This window comes from Arthrobacter sp. 01N444, from assembly GCF_056399305.1.
Genome location: NZ_JBFTRB010000027.1, coordinates 1 through 22,643, shown reverse-complemented (window position 1 = coordinate 22,643; position 22,643 = coordinate 1). Strand labels below are relative to the sequence as shown.

18 protein-coding genes and 1 pseudogene are annotated in these 22,643 nt (G+C 66.9%); 16 read left to right on the top strand and 3 right to left on the bottom strand.

Going from position 1 to position 22,643, the window contains the following annotated elements:
- Positions 1-71: 71 nt before the first annotated feature.
- Entirely contained in the window at positions 72-818 is a 747-nt protein-coding gene (locus tag AC1DKN_RS20625) for a CoA transferase subunit A (protein ID WP_476872362.1), read from the bottom strand.
- Between the two features lie 249 nt (positions 819-1,067).
- Between AC1DKN_RS20625 and AC1DKN_RS20620 the strand changes: the two genes are divergently transcribed.
- Entirely contained in the window at positions 1,068-1,850 is a 783-nt protein-coding gene (locus AC1DKN_RS20620) for an IclR family transcriptional regulator (protein ID WP_230010098.1), read from the top strand.
- A 136-nt stretch (positions 1,851-1,986) separates the two neighbouring features.
- Entirely contained in the window at positions 1,987-2,892 is a 906-nt protein-coding gene (locus AC1DKN_RS20615; RefSeq protein ID WP_476872361.1) for an NADP-dependent oxidoreductase, read from the top strand.
- Between the two features lie 52 nt (positions 2,893-2,944).
- On the opposite strand, the gene nadE is transcribed toward AC1DKN_RS20615, so the two are convergent.
- Together nadE and AC1DKN_RS20605 are read right to left on the bottom strand one after the other, a co-directional pair.
- A complete protein-coding gene (gene nadE / locus AC1DKN_RS20610) occupies positions 2,945-3,766 on the bottom strand; it encodes an ammonia-dependent NAD(+) synthetase (protein WP_223914563.1) in 822 nt (273 codons plus the stop codon).
- A 244-nt stretch (positions 3,767-4,010) separates the two neighbouring features.
- Positions 4,011-5,036, bottom strand: a complete 1,026-nt coding sequence (locus AC1DKN_RS20605) for a LacI family DNA-binding transcriptional regulator (RefSeq protein WP_223914562.1) — start codon at positions 5,034-5,036, stop codon at positions 4,011-4,013.
- 234 nt (positions 5,037-5,270) lie between these two features.
- Here AC1DKN_RS20605 and AC1DKN_RS20600 point away from each other — a divergent pair, with 234 nt between their 5' ends.
- From AC1DKN_RS20600 to AC1DKN_RS20535, 14 genes and pseudogenes are all read left to right on the top strand, one after another.
- Positions 5,271-6,119 (top strand): sugar phosphate isomerase/epimerase family protein, encoded by an 849-nt coding sequence (locus AC1DKN_RS20600; protein WP_230008165.1) that lies wholly within the window; start codon positions 5,271-5,273, stop codon positions 6,117-6,119.
- Between the two features lie 52 nt (positions 6,120-6,171).
- Positions 6,172-7,179: a Gfo/Idh/MocA family protein gene (locus AC1DKN_RS20595; protein ID WP_230008162.1), complete on the top strand. Its 1,008-nt coding sequence runs from the start codon at positions 6,172-6,174 to the stop codon at positions 7,177-7,179.
- A gap of 309 nt (positions 7,180-7,488) precedes the next feature.
- Entirely contained in the window at positions 7,489-9,012 is a 1,524-nt protein-coding gene (locus AC1DKN_RS20590) for an ABC transporter substrate-binding protein (protein ID WP_230008163.1), read from the top strand.
- Positions 9,013-9,018: 6 nt separating this feature from the next.
- Positions 9,019-9,960, top strand: coding sequence for an ABC transporter permease (locus AC1DKN_RS20585; RefSeq protein WP_476851820.1), 942 nt, complete (start codon positions 9,019-9,021; stop codon positions 9,958-9,960).
- On the top strand, positions 9,957-11,828 hold the full coding sequence (locus AC1DKN_RS20580; RefSeq protein WP_476872360.1) for a dipeptide/oligopeptide/nickel ABC transporter permease/ATP-binding protein: 1,872 nt from the start codon (positions 9,957-9,959) through the stop codon (positions 11,826-11,828). The genes AC1DKN_RS20585 and AC1DKN_RS20580 overlap by 4 nt, the downstream gene beginning before the upstream one ends.
- Positions 11,825-12,700 carry an ATP-binding cassette domain-containing protein gene (locus tag AC1DKN_RS20575; protein ID WP_476872359.1) on the top strand — a complete coding sequence of 292 codons (876 nt, stop codon included), beginning with the start codon at positions 11,825-11,827 and terminating at the stop codon, positions 12,698-12,700. Before AC1DKN_RS20580 ends, AC1DKN_RS20575 begins: the two co-directional genes overlap by 4 nt.
- A gap of 123 nt (positions 12,701-12,823) precedes the next feature.
- Positions 12,824-13,660: a sugar phosphate isomerase/epimerase family protein gene (locus AC1DKN_RS20570; RefSeq protein WP_476872358.1), complete on the top strand. Its 837-nt coding sequence runs from the start codon at positions 12,824-12,826 to the stop codon at positions 13,658-13,660.
- A gap of 31 nt (positions 13,661-13,691) precedes the next feature.
- The gene (locus tag AC1DKN_RS20565; RefSeq protein ID WP_476872357.1) at positions 13,692-14,858 is read left to right on the top strand and encodes a Gfo/Idh/MocA family protein; all 1,167 of its coding nucleotides are present in this window, start codon (positions 13,692-13,694) and stop codon (positions 14,856-14,858) included.
- Positions 14,859-14,952: 94 nt separating this feature from the next.
- Complete coding sequence (locus tag AC1DKN_RS20560; protein ID WP_476872356.1) at positions 14,953-16,014, top strand: LacI family DNA-binding transcriptional regulator; 1,062 nt, start codon at positions 14,953-14,955, stop codon at positions 16,012-16,014.
- A gap of 85 nt (positions 16,015-16,099) precedes the next feature.
- Positions 16,100-17,506 (top strand): glucuronate isomerase, encoded by a 1,407-nt coding sequence (gene uxaC / locus AC1DKN_RS20555; RefSeq protein WP_476872355.1) that lies wholly within the window; start codon positions 16,100-16,102, stop codon positions 17,504-17,506.
- The gene (locus tag AC1DKN_RS20550) at positions 17,503-18,948 is read left to right on the top strand and encodes a mannitol dehydrogenase family protein (RefSeq protein ID WP_476872354.1); all 1,446 of its coding nucleotides are present in this window, start codon (positions 17,503-17,505) and stop codon (positions 18,946-18,948) included. Before uxaC ends, AC1DKN_RS20550 begins: the two co-directional genes overlap by 4 nt.
- A gap of 227 nt (positions 18,949-19,175) precedes the next feature.
- Positions 19,176-20,987 (top strand): beta-glucuronidase, encoded by a 1,812-nt coding sequence (gene uidA, locus AC1DKN_RS20545; RefSeq protein WP_476872353.1) that lies wholly within the window; start codon positions 19,176-19,178, stop codon positions 20,985-20,987.
- Positions 20,988-21,045: 58 nt separating this feature from the next.
- On the top strand, positions 21,046-22,470 hold the full coding sequence (uidB, locus tag AC1DKN_RS20540; protein ID WP_476872352.1) for a glucuronide transporter: 1,425 nt from the start codon (positions 21,046-21,048) through the stop codon (positions 22,468-22,470).
- 33 nt (positions 22,471-22,503) lie between these two features.
- A pseudogene (locus AC1DKN_RS20535) lies at positions 22,504-22,643 on the top strand (bifunctional D-altronate/D-mannonate dehydratase); the annotation flags it as partial.

The window sequence follows — 22,643 nt, the reverse complement described above, 5'->3', positions numbered from 1 at the left end:
TTGGAAAGTCAGGGTGCAAAGGGTGGGGCGCGAACGCCGGCGCGCCCGGGGTGGGCGGCGCTCGGGCCGGATTAGACGGTGACGGCGGAGGCGGCCTGCGCCGCCGCCGCTTCCGCTGCGGGCCGCGGGCGGACGGTGCGCTGTTCGATGTCCTTGACGCGGCCGCTGGCCTGGACCAGGCGCTGTACGAACACTCCGGGGGTGATGATGTGGTTCGGGTCCAGCTGGCCGGGCTCGACGATCACTTCGGCCTCGGCGACCGTCACGGCTCCGGCGGTAGCCACCACCGGATTGAAGTTCTGCGCGGTGTACCGGTAGATCAGGTTGCCGTCGGTGTCGGCCGTGTGGGCGTGAACCAGGGCGACGTCGGCCTTGATGGCGCGCTCCTGGACATAGGTCTCGCCGTCGAACTCCGCCAGCGGCTTGCCTTCGGCGACGAGGGTGCCCACGCCGGTCTTCGTGTAGAACGCCGGGATGCCGGCGCCGCCGGCGCGCAGCCGCTCAGCAAGGGTGCCCTGCGGGGTGAACTCCACCTCCAGCTGGCCGGCGAGGTACTGCTCGGCGAACAGCTTGTTTTCCCCAACGTAGGACGCGATGACCTTACGGACCTGGCCGCCCTCGATCAGGACCCCGAGGCCCTTGCCGTCCACGCCCATGTTGTTGGAGACGACCGTCAGGTCCTTCACCCCGGAGTCCCGCACCGCCTCGATCAGGTCAGCGGGGATCCCGCTGAGCCCGAAACCGCCGACGGCGAGCGTCATGCCGTCCCGCAGTACGTCCTGCAAAGCGCCCGCTGCCCCGGATTTCACCTTTGACATCGCATCTCCTCATTGAGCTCGTCTTGCTATCCACCCCGGCAATCCACTTTGTGGACTCCATGCCTGAAGAAGGAGCCTATGGTGTGTCACAGACCACTGTCAACGTGAATTTTCCCCGTAAACTGGCGGAGTTTACAGTGTGGACGCTACCCTTGGGACTATCCATTATGTGGATACCTGATGGCAAAATCGGGTAAAAGCAACGTGGGTGACAGCATCATTCAGTTCCGGGCCGACGTGAGGCAAGCAATGAATACAACCCCCGTCCAGGGCGCCCAGGTGGTCAGCCGGGCAGCCGGCCTGCTGCGCCTGGTCGGCCGGAAGCCGGAGGGCTGCCCCCTGGTGGAGCTCGTGCGCGAATCCGGCCTGACGCGGCCCACCGTGCACCGGCTGCTGAGCTCGCTCGCGGCCGAGGGGCTGCTGGACCAGGACCCGGGCAGCGGTAACTGGGTCCTGGGACCGGAGATTCTGCTGCTGGGGTCTGTGGCCTCGGCGCGCTTCCCCCTGGAGGACATCGCGAGGCCGAGCCTGCGCCGCCTGGCCGAGGAGACCGGCGAAAGCGCTTTCTTCTCCATCCGCCGTGGCAACGAGACCGTGTGCCTGCTCCGGGAAGAAGGCAGCTTCCCGGTCCGTTCCTTCGTGCTGCACGAGGGGGTGCGGTTCCCGCTGGGCGTCGCCTCCGCCGGCACCGCCATCATGGCCTTCCTGCCAGCACAAGAGCAGGAAGAACTGCTCGCCAACTGGGCAGCCCATGCCGGCAGCTTTGCGGCCGCGCACACCGCAGCACTGGTCAGGGAGAACCTGGAAGCGACGCGGCAGGCCGGCTATTCGGTCAATCCGGGGCTGGTCCTGGAAGGCAGCTGGGGGATGGGTGCGGCGGTCTTCGACCAGCGGGGGCGCCCCGCCTGGGCGCTGTCCCTGACCGGCATCGAACCGCGCTTCCGGGAGGACCGGCGTCCGCAGCTGGGGCGGCTGCTCCTGGAAGAAGCGCACCGGATCTCCACGCTGCTGACCCGCTCGCCAGGCGCCTGACCCTCGTCACGGGCCCCGGTTCGGCTCGGGCTGCTTCGGACAGTTCAACTTGCCGGGCGACTCTTGCGCAGCCGCCGCTTGTGCCAGAAGCTGGCAGCACAGGCCGCAGCGCGTCGAGCCGAAGGAGCAAAGCCCCGTGAAAGACATCAAGATCTCTTTCGATCACTATGGCAGCCCGGACGTCGTCACCGTTGGCGAGGAGAAACCGCCGGTTCCGGGGGAGAACGAGGTCCAGGTGGGAATCCGCGCCGTCGGCGTCAACCCGGTGGACTGGAAAGTCGTTGCCGGCTACCTGGAGCCGTACCTTGCCCTGGACTTCCCTGCAGTTCCCGGCTGTGAGGCGGCAGGAATCGTGACCGCCGTTGGCCCCGGCGTGACCGGCTATGAGGTGGGTGACGACGTCATCTGGAATGGCATTTCCGGGGCCTACCGTGCCGTGGCCAATTTTCCGGTCGACCAGCTGACGCCAAAGCCCGCGGGCATCGATTTCGAGCAGGCGGCATGCGTCGCGATAGCTGGCGGCACAGCGTATTCAGCGCTGGTTCAGCTTGGCATTGGCGTGGGGGACACGGTCCTCATCCACGGCGCAGCGGGCGGGGTCGGCTCGGCGGCGGTCCAGATCGCACGGCACCTCGGCGCCCGGGTCATCGGGACCGCTTCAGAGCAGAACCACGACTACTTGCGCGGCCTCGGCGCCGTGCCTGTGGCCTATGGCGAAGGGCTCGTGGAACGCGTCCGCGCACTGGGCACCATCACCGCCGTCGTGGACACCTTTGGCGGGGAGGAGACGACGACGGCGACGGTCCATTTGCTTGGCGGCCACGGCGCCGCGGTGACCACAGTGCCTGGAAAGGAGGCCAACGCCGCCGGAATTGCACCGGTCAGGCTGCTGGACGGACGGGTAGCGGAGGCGGCCCGGCTGTCGGCCGGGGGAAAGCTCCGCTTCAGCATTCAGGAGCGGATTCCCCTCACCGATGCGGCCCGGGCACTGGGCATCAGCCGCGCAGGCCATGTCCGGGGCAAACTCGTGCTGATCCCGTGATTGGACCCCCGCGGGGCGAGCCTGCAGCCCGGCCCGGGGCTCTCGGCTCAGGCTATTTCCACCAGGTGTCGAAAATCGTCACCGGGACCGTGCGCTTGTGGCGGGTCCGCAGGTACATCGCCTCGATCCGTTCGGCAGCGGCATCGGGTACGTCACGGCCCTCGAGGTAGTCATCGATCAGGTCGTAGCCCAGGCCGAGTTCGTCCTCGTCGGTGCGGCCCGGCTTGCCGTCCAGCAGATCCGCCGTCGGAACCTTTTCCCAGATCCGGGCCGGTGCGCCGAGTTCCGCCAGCAGGGCGCGGTTCTGTCGCTTGTTAAGGCCGAACAGCGGCAGGATGTCCGCGCCGCCGTCGCCGAACTTGGTGAAGAACCCCGTGACGGACTCGGCGCCGTGATCCGTGCCGATCACCAGGTAGTTGTGCTCGCCGGCCAGGGCGTACTGGGCAATCATCCGGGTCCGGGCCTTGGTGTTGCCCTTGTGGAAATCGGAGATCTCCGTGCCCACGGTCTTCTCGAACTCGTCCTCGAAGCCATCTACTGCCGCCGAGATGTTGAACGTCCATTCGGTCTTGGCTCGCACGAAGTCCAGGGCCGCCTGCGCGTCGTCCTCGTCATGCTGGACGCCGTAGGGCAGCCGCACGGCCACGAAGTTCGCCTCGGTGCCCTCGGCCTCGAGTTCCTCGACCGCCAGCTGGGCCAGCCGCCCGGCCAGGGAGGAGTCCAGGCCGCCCGAGATGCCCAGGACGAAGCCCTTGGTGTGGGTGGCCGCCAAGTATTCCTTCAGGAACGTCACGCGTTTGCGCACCTCCCCGGCAGGGTCGATCCGGGGCTGCACGCCCATTTCCTCGATGATCTTCGCCTGGAGTTCACGCATGCCTCACAGCCTAGTCAGCGGTGTCAACAACGCTCAACTATTGCGTCCGGACCGGCGGCTGACGAGCGGATCCGGCGTCGAAATGGCTTCGGTTCCGGACGGCGGCTACGGTTTCGGACCGTTGCGACTTGGATCCCCGGTGCGCCGGTCCGAATTCGGCGCCCCTGTCCGGAACCGCCGCGAAAACCTCACCACCGGCCGACGCCTGCCCGGTCCTGACTGGGCACCGGGCCGGACGCCGGGCCTATTGAGCCTGCCGCACCGGACCGGTGGAGCCGCGGACCGTGAGATGGGTGGGCATCACGGACCGGCTTCGGGTGCCACCGCCGGCGAGCGGGTTCAGCTGGGCCAGCAGCATGGACACCGCCACGCGGCCGGCCTGCTCGATCGGGGAGGCCATGGTGGACAGCGGCGGATTGCAGAAGTCGGCGCCAAAGATGTCGTCGCAGCCCACAATGCTCATGTCCTGCGGGACGCGGATGCCGCGTTCGCGAAGGCGCTGGAGCATGCCGATGGCGATGAGGTCGTTGAACGCGAGGCAGGCGGTGACCCCGCTGTGGACGGCGGCGTCCGCGGCTGCCGCGCCGGACTGTGTCTTGGGGGCGAACGGACCGAGCCGGCGCACCTCCACGCCGCGTTCCTCGGCAGCCACGGACAGCGCGGTCCACCGCCGTTCGCTGGACTGCGACGTCGTCGGGCCGGCCACATAGGCCACCCGGGTGTGCCCCAGCGAGATCAGGTGGTCCAGCGCCTGGCTGGTGCCGGACGGGGTGTCGATCAGGACCGCGGGAACGCCGGGCACGTCACGGTTGATCGCGACCATGGGCATCTTCGCCGCCGCGTTCAGCAGAGCTTCGTCGCTGAGCCGGGATGCGGCAACGATGATGCCGTCAGCGCTCTTGCGCAGCTGCTCCACGGTGCTGGCCTCCACCTCGTCGGACTCTTCCGTGTCCACCAGCAACTGGGTGTACCCGGCCGCCTTGAGCTGGAGCTGGGTTCCCCTGATGAGGTCGAAGTAGAACGGGTTGGTGATATCCGGAACCAGGACTCCCACCGCGCCCGTGCGCCCGGAACTCAGCGCCTTCGCCTGGCTGTTGGGTGTGTAGTGCAGCCGGGCCGCGGCCGCCTCGATCCGCTGCCGTGTCCTGATGTTGACCCGGTCCGGCGTGGAGAGGGCACGGGAAACCGTGGAGGCCGCCACGCCGCAGAGCGCGGCGATGTCATGGATGGTGGCCGGGCGGTCCACTGCTGCTGGTTGCGTCGTCGCCACGGCGCTCCTCTCTGAACGTGGTGGCCGGGCCGAGGTGGCCGGGGGCGGGTGGCCGGGCTGTGATTGCCGCCACAGGGCCGGTCAGCAAAGCATGCCACAGATTGTCAGAATTTGGCAACCGGTTGTCATTTGAGTGCGGTGCTGGCTAGACTGGGGCCCACACCGTTTGTGAACTGCGTCACCGCGCCGGAGCCGGAAGCTGCCCGCGGCGGCCGCGAAACCCAGGAGATCCGCGTGAGCAAAACACCACCCGCAGTCTGGTCGCTGTCAGGCTTCGGCGACGAAATAGATCCGGACCCGGCAGTTCAGGCCGCCGTGCTCCTGGCGCTGGGCGCAAGCCACATCGAGGTCCGCAGCGCCTGGGGCACCAACGTCTCCGAGCTGGAGCCCGCGCAGGTTGCCCGGCTCAAGGAAATCCTGGATGAAAAGGGCCTCAAGGTCTCGGCCGTGGCCAGCCCCATCGGGAAGGTGGACGTGAGCCTGCCGGTGGAGCACGAGCTGGCACGGCTCCGGCAGATCATCTCAGTGGCCAGGGGGCTGGATACACAATACGTCCGCATTTTCTCCTTCTTCCGGGCCGAAGGGCGCAGCGCGGAAGACATCCGCGAGGACGTCCTGGCCCGTATGGGCGCGCTGGCGGCGCTCGCCGCGGAATCCGGCGTCGTGCTCCTGCACGAAAACGAAAAGGGCATCTATGGCGATACCCCGCAGCGCGTGCTGGACATCATGGAATCCGTGAACTCGCCCGCGCTCCGCATCGCGTGGGACAACGCCAACTTCGTCCAGGTGGGCGTCAAGCCCTACACCGAGGGCTACGCCATGTTGCGCCCCTACCTCGAGTACTTCCAGGTCAAGGACGCGCTCGCCACCACCGGGGAAGTGGTCCCCTCCGGTGGGGGCGACGGCGAGCTCGACGCCACCATCGCCGCCCTCAAGGCGGATGGTTACGCCGGCTTCGCCTCGCTGGAACCCCACCTGGCCAGCGCCCACGAACTCGGCGGCTTCTCGGGCCCGGCGGCCTTCGGCACCGCGGCCCGCGCCTTTGCCGCGCTGGCCGCGAAAAACCAGATCGAACTCGTGTAATCGGCCTTCTTTAGCAGGCATGCACCACCACTAGGGAAAGAGGGAACTCCGGATGCCAAAAGCGGCAATCATCGGCTGCGGCGACGTGTCGGTCGTTCACTTTGAAGCACTTGCAGGGATGGACAACGCCGAATTGATGGCCGTCTGTGACCCGGATCCGGCACGCCGGGCGGCGGCGCAGGAGGCCCACGGCGTCCCCGGCTTCGCGGACTACCGCGACATGCTCGAGGTGGCAGCTCCCGACGTCGTGCACATCACCACCCCGCATCACGAACACGCGGCGATCGCGATCGAATGCCTGCGCCGCGGTGTCCACGTGGTGCTGGAAAAGCCCCTGGCGCACACCCTGGCCGAGGGCGAAAGGCTGCTGGCCGCGGCTGCCGACAGCACGGCGAAAATTGCCCTGTGTTTCCAGAACCGCTACAACGCCCCGGTGCAGGAAATGCGCCGACTGCTGGACTCCGGCGAACTGGGCCAGGTGCGGGGGGCCTCGGCCACGGTCATGTGGCACCGGGATGCCGATTACTACCTCAGCCGGCCCTGGCGCGGAAACTGGGCCGAGGGCGGCGGGGGGCTGATGATGAACCAGGCCATCCACACCGTTGACCTGCTGCAATGGCTGGTGGGCGACGTCGTCGCGCTCGCAGGCAGCGCCTCGACCCATGCGCTGGCAGAAACCATCGAGGTGGAGGACACTGCGGAGTTCGCCGCGCTGCACAGCAGCGGGGCGCGCTCCGTCTTCTACGCCACCCTGGCCAACACCGTCAACGCACCAGTCACGCTGGACATCAGCACCGAGAGGGCAACATTGAGCCTGCGCGGGGACCTGACAGTCACTTACGACGACGGGCGCAGCGAGGTGGTGCGTGAACGCGCCAAGGGATCCGGCGGCCGGTCCTACTGGGGCGTTTCGCATGCCCTGCTGATCGCAGATTTCTATGCCGGACTGGCGCAACCGGGCCCGTTCTGGATTGACGCCGCCGAAGGGGCGAAGTCGCTGCGGATCGTGAAGGAACTCTACCGCCAGTCCTACCCCGGCTCTGAGGAAAAAGTGTCCTGACCGAAGCCGCCGCCGCGACCGTGCGCGGCCATGCGGACTTCCGTTGCGCTGCTTGTGCACTCCGCTGCGAACGTCGTGCTTGCCCAGTACGTGCGCCCCTCAGGCGCGCCGCGCTGCGTCTCCGTCCGGTGCCGTCGTAGTGCTTGGCCACGCCCGGATTCGCAATAATTCAAAAAATAATGACAACCGGTTGCCAGATGTGGCAACCCAACGTACGCTGAACCCACAAGCGGCGGTGTGGCCCAAGCCACATTGCCGCCATCAACGTCCGTGCAGCGGACCTCGAGAAGCGATCCAAAGGAGCCAACAATGAAGTTCGGTCCCAAGGCAGCAGCTGCTGCCCTCATCCTCAGCGCATCCCTCGCGCTCACCGCCTGTGGCGGCGGCGCCGCAGCAGGCGGCGCAGGCACCACAGCCACGTCCCTGACGCTCGGCACCATCCAGGACGTCCGGTCCTGGGATCCGGCCCAGGCCCATGTGGGCCATATCCTCCAGCCGTACCAGGCCGTCTACGACACCCTGATCCTGCGCGAGCCGGACGGAAAGCTCAGCCCCATGCTGGCGACGGCCTGGAAGTACAACGCAGCAAACACCAAACTGACGGTGGACCTGCGCTCGGACGTCACCTTCAGCGACGGAGCAAAGTTCGACGCCGAGGCTGCCAAGGCCAACATGGACCACTTCAAGACGGCCAATGGTCCGCAGATGGCCCAGCTCAATGCCGTCAAGGACGTGGCCGTTGTGGACGCCGATACCATCGACATCAACCTCAGCACCCCGGACCCGGCCCTCGAGTACTTCCTCAGCCAGGCGGCCGGCCTGATGGGCAGCCCCAAGGCGCTCGGCACCGAGGGCATCAAGACCGAGCCGGTGGGCTCCGGGCCCTACGTGATGGACAAGGCCGCGTCGGTCAAGGACTCCCAGACCGTGTTCACCGCCCGGAAGGACTACTGGAACAAGGATCTGCAGAAGTACTCCAAGCTGACCTTCAAGATCCTGACCGACCCGACCGCCCGCACCAACGCCCTGGTCTCCGGCCAGGTGGACGCCACACTCCTGGACCCCAAGAACGGCAAGCAGGCCGAAGGCGCCAAGATGAAGCTGGCCGCCAACGAGGTGGACTGGCAGGGGCTGCTCCTCCTGGACCGTGACGGTGCCAAGAACCCCGCACTGCAGAACGTCAAGGTCCGCCAGGCCATCAACTACGCCTTTGACCGCAAGACCATCCTCGACCAGGTCCTGTTGGGCCAGGGCACCCCGACGTCCCAGCCGTTCGGCAAGGCCAGCGGCGCCTGGACCGAAGAACTGGAGAACTACTACAGCTACGATCCGGCCAAGGCCAAGCAGCTCCTCAAGGAAGCCGGCTATGAAAACGGCGTGACCCTGGAAGTCCCCAGCATCCCCGACTTCCAGACTCAGATTTCCGTGGTCCAGCAGCAGCTGGCAGACGTCGGTATCACCCTGAAGATTGGCGCCGCGCTCACCAACACCTTCACCTCCGATGTGGCTGGACAGAAGTACACCACCATGTACTTCTCCCTCTTTCAAGGCCAGCCGACAGTTGCCATCAACCAGATCATCTCCACCAAGGCGCTCTACAACCCGTTCAAGAACGCGTCGCCGGAGCTCGACGCCAAGATTGACGCCGTGCGCAACGGCGGGGCTGACGCGGGCAAGCTGGCCCAGGAAGTGAACAAGTACGTGGTGGAGCAGGCCTGGTTCGCGCCGCTGTTCCGCGTCAACCAGATGTACTACCACAACGCCAAGGTCGACGTCACACCCCAGATCCAGCAGGCCGTTCCGTCCATTTACAACTACTCACCCGCCAAGTAGGACACCATGATCAGGTTCATTGCGAAACGACTGGGCAGCGGGCTGGTGGTGCTGCTTGTTGTCTCGGCGCTCACCTTCTTCCTGCTCTATATGTCCAGCGGGAGCATCGCCAGGAACATCCTGGGCGATCAGGCCACCGCTGAGCAGGTGGCGATGAAAGAACACGAGCTGGGGCTGGACCAGCCCCTGCTGACCCGCTACTTTGCCTGGGTGGCCGATGCCCTCAGCGGAAACCTGGGCGCCTCCTGGTTCTCCTCGGAACCGGTGGCCAACTCCCTGGCCACCCGGATTCCGGTGACCATGACCATGGTTTTCGCCGCAATGATCCTGATCGCAATTTGTGCCGCACTCATCGGTGTCTTCGCCGCGGTCAAGCGCGGCTGGGTGGACAGGGTGGTCCAGGTTGGCGCCATCATCGGCGACTCCGTTCCGGGGTTCGTGATCGGCGTCATCCTGGTCACCATCCTGGCCATCCAGCTGGGCCTGTTCCCGGCCACCAGCACCATTTCCCCGGATTCCGGGGCCGACGCGTGGGTCTATTCCATGTCGCTTCCGGTGATAGCCCTGCTGATCAACGGCGTCACCGGGGGCGCGCAACAGATCCGCAGCGCCGTCATCAAACAACTCGAGCGGGACTATGTCCGCACCCTGCGCAGCCGCGGGATCGGCGAGCGGGAAATCCTGTTCAAGCACGTCCTGCGCAGCGCCGCGCCGGCCGGCCTGACGGTGCTGAGCCTGCAGCTGATCGGCATGCTGGGCGGCGTGGTGATCATCGAGCAGATCTTCGCCCTTCCCGGCATGGGTCCGATGGCGGTCGCCGCCACCGGCCAGTCGGATCTTCCGGTGGTGATGGGCGTCGTGATGTACACGGTGGTCGTCGTCATTGTGGTGAACCTGCTGGTGGACATCCTCAATGGCTGGCTCAACCCGAAAGTACGTGTGTCATGAACAATTCCTCCGAAGAAGCCGCCGCAACCGCGGCATCCGCCGCCATTCCGATTCACCCCGGCCAGAGCGGCACCGTGGTCCGGTCCACCGTCATCCGGCGCCTGTTCAGGAACCCGCTGGGCATCGTTGCCATGACCATCCTGCTGGCGATCTCGCTCCTGGCGGTACTCGCCCCGGTCCTGGCGCCCTTCGAGCAGAACTACGCCAACATCGCCAAGACCCTCGCCGCCCCGGACTCCGTAAACATCCTCGGAACGGACAGCGCCGGGCGCGATGTCTGGAGCCGGCTCCTGTACGGCGCGCAGCTGACGCTGCTTTCCGCCCTGCTCTGCGCGGGCGTGGCCATTGCCATCGGCCTGCCGTCCGGCCTGGTCGCCGGGTACTACGCCGGCAAATTCGAGGCAGTCTCCAACTGGGTGGTCGGCATCCTCATGAGCCTCCCCGGGCTGATCGTGCTGCTGACCATCCGGGCGGCCTTCGGCCCTTCGGTCTGGATGTCCATGATCGCCTTCGGCATCCTGATCAGCCCGTCCTACTTCCGGCTGACCCGCACGGCCGTCCAGTCGGTGCGCAACGAGCTCTATGTCGACGCCGCACGGGTCTCCGGGCTGTCCGACCTCAGCATCATCGCCCGCCACATCTTCTCCGTGGTCCGCGCCCCCATCATCATCCAGACCGCGGCGATCGCCGGCGTGGCCATCGCCATTCAGTCCGGTCTGGAATTCCTCGGCCTGGGCGACCCCACCAAGGCCACCTGGGGCGTGATGCTCTCGGAGGGCTTCAAGAACGTCTACCTCACTCCCACGCTGCTCTTCTGGCCGGCACTGGCCATGGCGCTGACCATCGGCGGCCTGGTCCTGCTGGGCAACGCCATCCGCGATGCCCTTGAAGACGGCGAAAAGATCACGCATCGCAAGAAGCCAAGGGGAAACGGCATCAGCAAACGCACGACGGCGGCGCCCGCCGCCGCGCGCCCGTCGCGGAAGTCAGTGGCCGCCGTCGACCCCGGAACCGAACACCACCTGGTCAAGGTGACCAATCTCGGGGTCGGCTATCCGCAGGCAGACGGTTCCATCAAGAAGGTCGTCGACGACGTCTCCTTCCACGTGGACCGCGGCGAGATCCTGGGCATCGTGGGCGAATCCGGTTCGGGCAAGTCCCAGACCGCCTTCTCCATCCTGGGGCTGCTGCCGGACAATGCCCGCATCGTGGCCGGCTCCATCCAGTTCGACGGCAACTACACCGTTGCCCCGGGCGAGGAGCGCGTCAGCCAGGAGCGCCTGTCCAAACTGCGCGGCAGGCGGATTTCCTACATCCCGCAGGAGCCCATGAGCAACCTGGACCCGGCCTTCACCATCGGCTACCAGCTCGTGACGCCCATGGTCCGCGTCCTCGGCATCTCCAAGGCCGAGGCCAGGAGGCGGGCATTGAAGCTGCTCACCGACGTCGGAATCGCCAACCCGGAACGGACCTTCAACGCCTACCCGCATGAAGTCTCCGGCGGCATGGCCCAGCGCGTCCTGATCGCCGGCGCCATCAGCTGCGAACCGGACCTGGTTATTGCCGATGAGCCCACCACGGCCCTGGATGTCACGGTGCAGGCGGACGTGCTGGACCTGCTGCGCGAGCTCCAGCAGCGCCTGAACATCGGCGTCATCCTGGTGACCCACAACTTCGGGGTGGTGGCGGACCTCTGCGACCGTGTGGCTGTCATGCAGAACGGCCGGCTCGTGGAGGAAGGATCCGTCCGTGACATCCTGCGCAATCCGCAGGAGCCTTACACGCAAACGCTCCTGGCATCGATGCTTGAGGGCAAGGAACCCATGTCCATGCTCGTTTCCACCGGCCAGAAGGAGCCAGTCGCATGAGCCCCACCGACAGCGCTCCGCTGCTCGCGGTAGACCAACTGATCGTCGAGTACCCCAGCAAGAAGTTCCGGGCCAAGCCCTTCCGCGCCCTGACGGACATCAACATCACCATCGGCCGCGGCGAAACCCTCGGCCTGGTGGGGGAGTCCGGTTCCGGCAAGACCACGCTGGGCCGCGCCATCCTGGGGCTGGCCCCGGTGACCGGCGGGAAGATCAGCTTCGACGGCAAGGACATCAGCCGCGCCACCCGCAAGGACCGGCGGGTCCTGAGCCGTGACCTGCAGGTGGTGTTCCAGGATCCCTACACCTCGCTGAACCCGGCCTTGGAGATCGGCGACATCCTCGCCGAACCACTGGGCGTGCAGGGCATGGACGCCACGGCGGCCAAAAAGCGTGTGAGGGAACTGCTGGACCAGGTGGGTCTGCCCGCCGACGCCATCAACCGGCTGCCGCGCGAATTCAGCGGCGGACAGCGCCAGCGCGTGGCGATCGCCCGCGCCCTGGCCCTCTCGCCCAAGCTGATCGTCTGCGATGAGCCGGTCAGTGCCCTGGACCTCTCCACCCAGGCCCGGGTGCTGGACCTGTTCCTGCAGATCCAGAAGGACACCGGTGTGTCCTACCTCTTCGTCTCCCACGACCTCGACGTCGTCCGGCACATCAGCCACCGCGTCGCCGTGATGTACCACGGGGAGATCGTCGAACAAGGCCCGGCCGGCGTCGTCACCACCGACCCCGACCACCCCTACACCCAGCGGCTGCTGCTCGCCTCCCCGGTCCCGGACCCGGACCGGCAGGAACAGCGCCGCGCGGACCGGCACCGCCTGCTCGAGACGCAGCGCATGCAGCACGAACAAGCGGGCGCCCTCGCCTGAGGCCACCCGCGCCGTCAGGCAGAACGGCCGGCGCCCTGGCGGCAGCACCTAACCGGCAACGAGGGCCCTTGCGGGTCCGTAACACCACGGAGGAATACAGTGGCCAAAATTGGCGTACAAGCGATGATGCTGAAAGACAGCTTCGCCGAAGTGGGGGCGTTCGAGACGCTCCGCAAGGTGAGCGCGATCGGATACAACGCCGTCGAGATCTCCCAGATCCCGATGACCCCGGAGAACGTCGCCGAGCTGGACCGCGCCCGGAGCGAACTGGGCATGGACATCGCGGCACTGTCCGTCGCGATGGAGACTCCAAAGGGCCGTCCCGGGGACTCCCTGGCGGAGCACTTCGACAAGATCGTGGCGGACGCCAGACGCCTGGACTCCAGCCTCCTGCGGATCGGCATGCTGCCGTTCCCGGCCATGAAGTCAATCGCGGCAGTCGTTGATTTCGCCAAGGAGGCCAACGAGTACGCGCAGCGCCTGCAGGAACAGGGCCTGAGCCTGTATTACCACAACCACCACATCGAGTTCGCGAAGTTCGACGGCAAATTCATGCTGGACATCATTGCCGAGAACTCCCCGGCCATGGGCATGGAAATCGATGTGCACTGGGTGCAGCGCGGCGGCCTGGACCCGGTCCGGACGCTGCAGAAGTACGCCGGCCGCACGGCCATGGTCCATCTGAAGGACTACCGGATCGGAGAACTGCCGGAGTCCTCGTTCGGGCTCCTGGATTCCGGGGACATCATGGGCTTCATGACCGAGTTCAAGAATGTGGTCCAGTTCGCTGAAGTGGGCGAAGGCAACCTGGACTTCGCATCCATTGTTCCGGCCGCCCAGGCCGCCGGCGCCCGGTACCTGCTCGTGGAGCAGGACGAACTCTACGGGCGCACCGTCTGGGACGCGCTGCAGACCTCCCACGACAACCTGGTGGCGCTCGGCCACGCCGAACTTTTCTAACCCACCCCCACTGACTACGGAGAACCACCACATGAGCAAGCAAGTACGCCTGGGCATCATCGGCCTGGGCCAGCAGGGCGGCGCCTACGCCCAGTTCATCACCGACGGCCTGGTCCCGAACATGGTGATCGGCGCCATCTGCGACACCGACCCCGCGAAAAAGGAACTGGCGGCCGCCAGGTACCCCGACGCGCCCTTCTACGACGACTACATCACGATGCTGGAAAGCGGCGACGTCGATGCGGTCGTGACGTGCGTGCCGCACTTCCTGCACCCGGAAATGGGGATCGAGACTCTCAAGCGCAACATCCACGCCCTCGTGGAGAAGCCGGCCGGCGTCTACACCAAGCAGGTCAGGGAGCTCAACGAATTTGCCGCGGGCAAGCCCGAACTGTCCTTCGCCATCATGTTCAACCAGCGCAACAACCCGCTGTACCAGAAGCTGAAGGAGATCGTCGACGGCGGCGAGATCGGCGGCATCCGCCGCACCAACTGGATCATCACCAACTGGTGGCGACCGCAGGGCTATTACAATTCCAGCGAATGGCGCGCCACGTGGGGCGGCGAGGGCGGCGGCGTTCTGGTCAACCAGGCCCCGCACCAGCTGGACCTGTGGCAGTGGATCTGCGGCGTGCCGAAGTCCGTCTACGCCAAGGTGGCCTACGGCTTTCGCCGCGACATCGCCGTGGAGGACGAAGTCACTGCCGTGGTGGACTACGGCAACGGCGCCACGGGCGTCTTCGTCACCGCGACGCACGACCTCGTGGGAACCGACCGCTTCGAGATCCTGGGCGACCAGGGCAAGATCGTGGTGGAGAACAGCAAGACCGCCACCGTGACCCGCCTGAAGAAGCCCGAGCGTGAACTCAGCGACGGCATGGGCATGGACGATGTCCGCAAACTTTTCATGGGCGAGCTGAATCCCGGCGAGTACTACACCACCGAGGTCATCGAGTTCGAGTCCGCCTGGGGCGCGCAGCACTCCGGCGTCCTGGCGAACTTCGCCGCCAACATCCTGGACGGCACGCCGCTGCTGGCCCCGGGGTCGGACGGCATCAAGGGTGTCCGGCTGGCCAACGCCATCCACCTCTCGAGCTGGACCGGCACGGAAGTGGCGCTGGACTTCGACGAGGACGAGTTCCTCGCCGAGCTGAACAAGCGCATCGCGGACGAGGGCAAGTTCGCCGAGCGCTCCTAGCCCGCCCCGCCCCGCCGCAGCAGGGGCCGTTTTGAGCACTCAAAACGGCCCCTGCTGGGGGCTGGTTGGGTTGTTTCCTCGTTAGGATGGGGCGGTGACTGAACCCAAGACGCCGGACGCTGCCGCAACAACCGACCCGGCCAAGAAGCACTCCCGGTCCGGAAAGTCCCACGCCACCATCTACGACATTGCCAAGGTTGCCGGCGTCAATCCTTCCACCGTCTCACGGGCGCTGAGCAAGCCCGGCCGGGTCAGCGCCAAGACGCAGAAACTCATCGAGGACGCGGCCGCCGAGCTGAACTACCAGGTCAATCCGTTCGCCCGCGCGCTGCCCACCGGCCGCACCAACACCTTCGGCCTGATCGTCGCGGACATCACCAACCCCACCTTTTTCGACATCATCCGCGGGGCGGAAACGACCGCCACGCTGCGGGACTACACCCTGGTGCTGGCCGAGTCGGCCGAGTCCGGCGTCACCGAACTGACGGCAGCACGCCGGATGATGGCCACCGTGGACGGCCTCATCCTGGCCAGCCCCCGCATGGACGACGACGACATCCGCGCCATCGCCCGGGACAAGCCGGTGGTGGTCATCAACCGCGAGGTCGACGGCGTGCCGTGCGTGGTTCCCGACGTCAACAAGGGCATCAGCGAGGCAGTCCGCAGCCTGGCCGCCAACGGGCACCACAAGGTTGCCTTTGTTGCCGGGCCGCCGCAGTCCTGGATGTCCGCGCGCCGCTGGGAAGGCGTGCAGGCGGCCTGCGAGTGGTCCCGGCTCGAAGCCGTGCGGCTGGAATCCACCAAACCCACGGTCGACGGCGGCCGCCAGGTGGCGCGCGACGTCCGGACAAGCGGCGCCACGGCGGTGCTGACCTACAACGACCTCCTGGCCATCGGGCTCATGCAGGAACTCCAGGCCGCCGGCATGGTGGTCCCGGACCAGATCAGCATCGTGGGCTTCGACGACATCTTCGGCGCGGATTTCACCACGCCCCCGCTCACCACCGTGCGCTCGCCGCTGGGGGAGTGCGGCTCCGGCGCCGCGACGCTGCTCCTTGATCTGCTGCACGGTGGTGGGGAACCGGCCGCCACGCTGCGCGTCGAGACGGAGCTGGTGCTGCGCGGCTCGAGCGGGCGGCTGCTGCCCGCGGGCTAGCCACACCTGTGAGGCCATCCGCAACTTGATGGCAATTATTGGCAACCGGTTGACAAATGCCGGAGGCAAGCCGGACCATTGATCTATGTCACAGTCGATTGCCGCCAACCCAGACCGGCTTCTGCCCGCGGATCCCGGAACGCGCAGCATTGCGCGAGACCTCCTCCAGCGCGTCCAGGACCTCCCCATCATTTCCCCGCACGGGCACGTTGATGCCGCCGTCATCGAGCACAACAGCCCCTTCCCGGACCCGGCAGCGCTGCTGGTCAGCCCGGACCACTACGTCACCCGGCTGATCCACGCCAGCGGCGTCCCGCTGGACCGGCTCCGGGGCTCGGCCGCGGCGGAACCGGACTCCCGCACGGTCTGGCGCGAGTTCTGCAAGGCCTGGCCGCTCTTCGAAGGCACGGCCTCCGGCTACTGGCTCCGCACCCAGTTCAGCAGCGTCTTCGGCCTCCAGCAGGAGATCAACGCCGAGACCGCCGACGCCAGCTACGACGCGATCTCCGCCAAGCTGCTGGAGCCCGGCTTCCGTCCCCGCCAGCTCTTCAAGGACTTCAACATCGAGGTGCTGGCCACCACCGACGACCCCCTGGACAGCCTCGCCAGCCACGCGGCGATCGCCGAGGACCCCACCTTCCACGGCCGCGTCCTGCCCACCTTCCGCCCCGATGCCTACCTCAACATCGCGCACCCCACGTGGAGTGCGAATGTTGACCGGCTTATTGCGGCAGCGGGCGACGGCGCCGCCGGCTATGCCGGCTACATCACCGCCCTGGAAAACCGGCGCCGCTACTTCGTGGACCACGGTGCAGTCTCGGCCGACCACGGCGTCCGGACCCCGGCAACGCTCAAGCTCGACGCCGGCGACGCGGCCAGGCTGTTCGACCGCGCCCGCTCGGGCCAGGCCACGGCGGCCGACCGCGACGACTTCGAGGCCCACATGATGTACCAGATGGCACGGATGTCCGTGGAGGACGGCCTGGTCATGACCATCCACCCGGGGTCCTACCGCAACCACCACGAACCCACCTTCAACGCCTTCGGCGCCGACACCGGCCACGACATCCCGTTCGCCGTCAACTACACCGAGGCGATCCGTCCGCTGCTGCAGGACTTCGGCACCGCCAAGGACTTCCACCTGGTGCTCTTCACCCTCGATGAGACCGTGTTCTCCCGCGAACTCGCGCCGCTGGCGGGTTTCTACCCGTCGGTCTACCTCGGTGCGCCATGGTGGTTCCTGGACGCGCCCGACGCCATGCTGCGCTTCCGCTCGGCCGTGACCGAAACCGCAGGATTCTCCCGCTCGTCCGGCTTCATCGACGACACCCGCGCCTTCTGCTCCATCCCCGCGCGCCACGATGCCTCCCGCCGGATCGAGGCCTCCTTCCTGGCCAGGCTGGTCGCGGAGCACCGCGTCAGCGAGGACCGCGCCCATGAACTGATCGTCGACGTCGTGGACGGCTCACCCCGACGGGTGTTCAAACTGTGAGCGCCGAACTGACATCCGCACAGGAATCCGAGGTCGAGGCCGCCGTGGAACTTCCCCAACTGAGCCGCCGCCTGCGCCCCGGTGCGACGGCGCCTGTGCGGATCGTCCATCTGGGGCTGGGCGCCTTCCACCGCTCGCACCAGGGCTGGTACACCCACCAGGCGTCCGACGCAGCGGACTGGGGCATTGCGGCCTTTACCGGACGCCGCCCCGACGCCGCCCTGGCGCTGGCCGAACAGGACGGGCTCTACACGATCGTGAACCGGGCCGACGGCGGCGACACCTTCACCGTTGTCAGCAGCATCGTCGAAGCCGTGGACGGGGCGGATGTCCAGCGCCTGGCGGAGCTGGTTGCCGCGCCGGCCACCGCGGTGATCACCCTGACCATCACCGAGGCGGCCTACCGGCTCCGCGCCGACGGGCAGCTTGACCGCGCCGCGCCCGACGTCGCCGCCGACCTTGCGCTGCTGGCGTCCGGCAGCGCCAACCCGGCGACGCCGCTGGGCCGGCTGGTGCTGGCCCTCGCCGCCCGCCGGGCTGCCGGGGCGGGACCGCTCGCCGTCGTCTGCTGCGACAACCTTTCCAACAACGGCACCGTGGCGCACAATGCCGTGGCAGGCATGGCCGGGGCGTGGGACGCGGACCTGGCCGGATGGATCGACGCCAACGTCAGCTTCGTCAGCACCTCGGTTGACCGCATCACTCCCCGCACCACGGCCGCGGACATCGCCGCCGTCCAGGCCGCGTGCGGCTACCGCGACAATTCGCCCGTGGTGGCCGAGCCCTTCTCCAACTGGGTGCTCAGCGGGGAGTTCCCCGCCGGGCGGCCGCGCTGGGAAGACGCCGGAGCCGTGTTCGTCGCCGAGATCGAGCCGTACGAGAACCGCAAACTCTGGCTCCTGAACGGCGCACACTCCCTGCTGGCCTACGCCGGCCAGCTGCGCGGCCACACCACCGTGGCCGAGGCTCTGGCAGACCCGCTGTGCCTGCGGGCCATTGAAAGCTTTTGGGACGAGGCGGAGGCAAATCTGTCCGGGCCGGCGGGACATGCCGCCGAGCTGCAGATCCCGGCCTACCGCGCCGCCCTGCTGGAGCGATTCGGCAACGCCCGGATTGCCCACCACCTCGCACAGATCGCCATGGACGGCAGCACGAAGCTGCGGATGCGCGCCGTTCCGGTGCTGCGGGCCGAGCGTGCCGCGGGCAGGCCCGGCGCGGCGGCCGCGCTCATGATTGCCGCCTGGATGGACTACAGCGCCGCCTCGGCCGCGCTCCAGGATCCGCTCGCCGAGGAGGCAGCCGCAGCCAACCGGCTCGCGGGCGCCGAGCGGACCCGTGCACTGTTGGCCCTGGTGGATCCGGCCCTGGCCGGTGACCGTTCCGTCGTGGACCTCATTGAAAGCTTGCGCGGAACGTTCGGGGAGCAGGCTGTCTCCCCGTAACGCCCTGCGTGCAAGCAGTGCTGCCCGACTCCCGGATCATCGGGAGCCGGGCAGCAGTGTTTCAATGAACAGCGGAGTTTCAATGAACTTTCAACAAAATTATGGCAACCGCTTGCCATTTGATTGCCAGGTGATTAGGATTACAGCAAGAGCACAAACCGGCCCCGCAGCCGGACCCTAAAAACCCTCCCCGGCACTGCCCGCAAAGACGCGATAGGACCTCCCCAATGCTCAAGCCCCAGGCCAGCGAAACCCGCGAGATCGTCAACCTCGACGGCCTGTACCGCTTCAAGGTCGACCATGACCGCTCCGGCCACCGGGACGAATGGTTCAAGGCGCCCCTGGAAACCGGACTGGAAATGGGCGTCCCGGCCAGCTACAACGACGTCTTCCCCGACAAGGCTGTCCGGGACCACGTGGGCTACGTCTGGTACCAGCGCGACGTCCGCGTCCCGCGCGGCTGGGCAGGGGAGCGCATCCACGTCCGCCTCGACTCGGCCACCCACGAAGGCATGGTGTGGGTGGACGACACCCTGGTGGCCCAGCACACCGGCGGCTACATGCCGTTCAGCGCAGACATCACGGACCATGTGACACCCGGACAGGCCTTCCGCCTGACGGTCTCGGTCAACAACGAGCTCACGCAGGCCACCATCCCGCCCGGGACCATCACCGTCACCGGGGACGGCCGCCGGCAGCAGAGCTACCTCCACGATTTCTACAACTACGCCGGCCTGCACCGCAGCCTCTGGCTCTTCAGTACCCCCGCGGTCACGGTCGATGACATCACCGTCGTCACGGGCTTCGAAGGAACAACGGGCAGCGTCGACTACACGATTGCCACCGCCGGCGGCACCGGCACCGAAACGGTCACCGTTTCCCTCCGCGACGCCGACGGCGTCGAGGTCGCCCGCGCCGACGGCGCCCGCGGCACCCTGGCGGTAGCCGACGTCGTGCTCTGGAAGCCCGGCGCGGCCTACCTGTACAGCCTCACCGCGCAGATCCGGGACGGCGGCCGGCTGCTGGACAGCTACACCCTGCCGGTCGGCGTCCGCACCGTGGAAGTCAGCGGCAAGGAATTCCTCATCAACGGTGCACCGTTCTACTTCACCGGCTTCGGCATGCACGAGGACCACGTGGCCATCGGCAAGGGCCACAGCAACGCCCAGATGGTCAACGACTTCCAGCTCCTGGACTGGGTGGGCGCCAACTCGTTCCGGACCTCGCACTACCCCTACGCCGAGGAAGTCATGGAGTTCGCGGACCGGCACGGCATCGTCGTGATCGACGAAACCGCCGCCGTCGGACTGCACCTGGGCTTCGGCGCCGTCTTCGGCGGCATCGCCAGGAAGACCTACGTCGAGGGCGGCGTGGACGCCCACACCGCCGCCAACCACCGGCAGGCGATTACCGAACTCGTCGCCCGCGACAAGAACCACCCCTCCGTCGTGATCTGGTCGATCGCCAACGAACCCAACGGTTCCGAGGAGGGCGCCCGCGAGTACTTCGCACCCCTCGCGGAGCTGACCCGCAGCCTGGACCCCACCCGGCCCGTCGGCTACGTCAACGTCCTGTTCGACACCCCGGACAAGGAACTGCTCGGGGACCTGTTCGACGTGATCATGCTCAACCGCTACTACGGCTGGTACGTCGATAACGGCGACCTCGAAACCGCCGAGCAGCACCTCGAGAAGGAGCTGCGCGAGTGGGAAACCAAGTACGGCAAGCCCATGATCATGACCGAGTACGGACCGGACACCATGCCCGGCTTCCACTCCATCTATGAACAGCCCTGGAGCGAGGAATACCAGGCAGCGTTCCTGGCCATGTACCACCGGGTCTTCGACCGGGTCGACGCCATGGTCGGTGAACAGGTCTGGAACTTCGCGGACTTCCAGACCTCCAACGGCATCATGCGCGTTGACGGCAACAAGAAGGGCGTCTTCACCCGGGACAGGCGGCCCAAACCCGCCGCCTATGCCCTGCGCCAACGGTGGACGGCACTGGCCGGCACCAAGAACAGCACCTCCAAGGCGTAGGCCTCACCGCACATTTTTCGCCGGACCCAGGTCCGGCAACGGGTAAAGGAGCCCAATCATGAAAAAGCTGAACAAGCTCAGCATCGTCGGCTATGGCGCCGGCGACGCCGCAAACAATCTCGCCTTCACCACCGCCACCATGTTCCTGCTCGTGTACTACACGGATGTGGCCGGAATCTCCGCCGCGGCCGCCGGCACCCTGCTGCTGGTGGTGCGGATCTTCGACGCCTTCGCCGACGTCTTCGCCGGCCGCGTGGTGGACCGGACCTACAGCAAGCGGTTCGGCAAGTTCCGTCCGTTCATCATGTTCGGTTCCATCCCGTTGCTGCTGCTGAGCGTGGCCACCTTCTCCATCCCTGAGCTCGGCGAATCCGGCACCCTGCTCTACGCCTACGTCACGTACGCAGCCCTGGGCCTGGCCTACAGCCTGGTCAACATCCCCTACGGCTCCCTCGCCGGCGCCATGACCCAGGACCCCGCGGAACGCGCCAAGCTCGGCTCCGCCCGGATGATCGGCGGAATGCTGGTCGGCTCCGCCCTTGGCATCTTCGTGGCCCCTTTGATCAAGCCGGGCGCCAACCTGCAGGCAACGTTCACCACCATCACCCTTGTCTTCGTCGTCATCGGCGCGGCCCTGTACCTCTTCACCGTCCTGACCGCCAAGGAACGGGTCCACCGCGCCGTCCCCAACGTCACGTTCAAGCAGAGCATGGACACCCTCAAGGGCAACAGGCCGCTGCTGATGCTGTGCGTGAGTTCCTTCTTCTTCCTGACCGGCTACCTGGCCCTCACCTCGGTCCAGCTGTACTACCTCCGCGATGTCCTGGGCCGGCTGGACCTGTACCCCGTACTGTCCATCACCCAGCTCGTCCTCACCTTCGTGCTGGCCGGGTTCATGCCGAAGCTGGTCCGGAACCTTGGCAAGAAGCGCGTCTACATCTTCTCCTCGCTGCTCACGGTCATTGGCGGCGCCATCGTCTTCTTCACCCCGGCAAGCCAGGTCTGGATCGGATTCACCGGCCTGATCATCAGCCTCGTGGGCGTGCTGGCGGTCAACATCGTCGTGTGGGCCCTCGAGGCCGACACCGTGGAGTACGGCGAATGGAAGACCGGAGTCCGGACCGAGGGCATCACCTACGCGTTGTTCTCCTTCACCCGCAAGACCGGACAGGCCGTCGGCGGTGCGCTCGCCGCCTACGCCCTGGCCCTGGGCGGCTACAAGTCCGGCGCCGTCCAGACGCCCGACGCCGTCTTCGGCATCCAGATCGCCGCAGGCGCCCTGCCGGCCGTCATGACCATCCTGGCCGTGCTCGTCATGGCCAAGTACACGCTTACCGATGCCATGCACGCCCGGATCCTCACCGAGATCCAGGCCCGCCGCACCGGCGGCGACGGTTCTTCGGCCGGCGTCCGGCCGGCCGGCACCGCCGACGGCGCCCCCACCGTTCCGGCCGGCGCCGCGCCGCTGGCGCCGGGCAACTAAGACACCCCCTGTAAGAGCAGAAAAGGACCTGTTGTGAAAATCATTGCCGCTGAAGTGTTCGTCACCAGCCCCTCCCGGAACTTCGTGACCCTGCGGATCACCACCGAGGACGGCGTGACCGGGATCGGGGACGCGACCCTGAACGGGCGCGAGCTCGCCGTGGCCGCCTATTT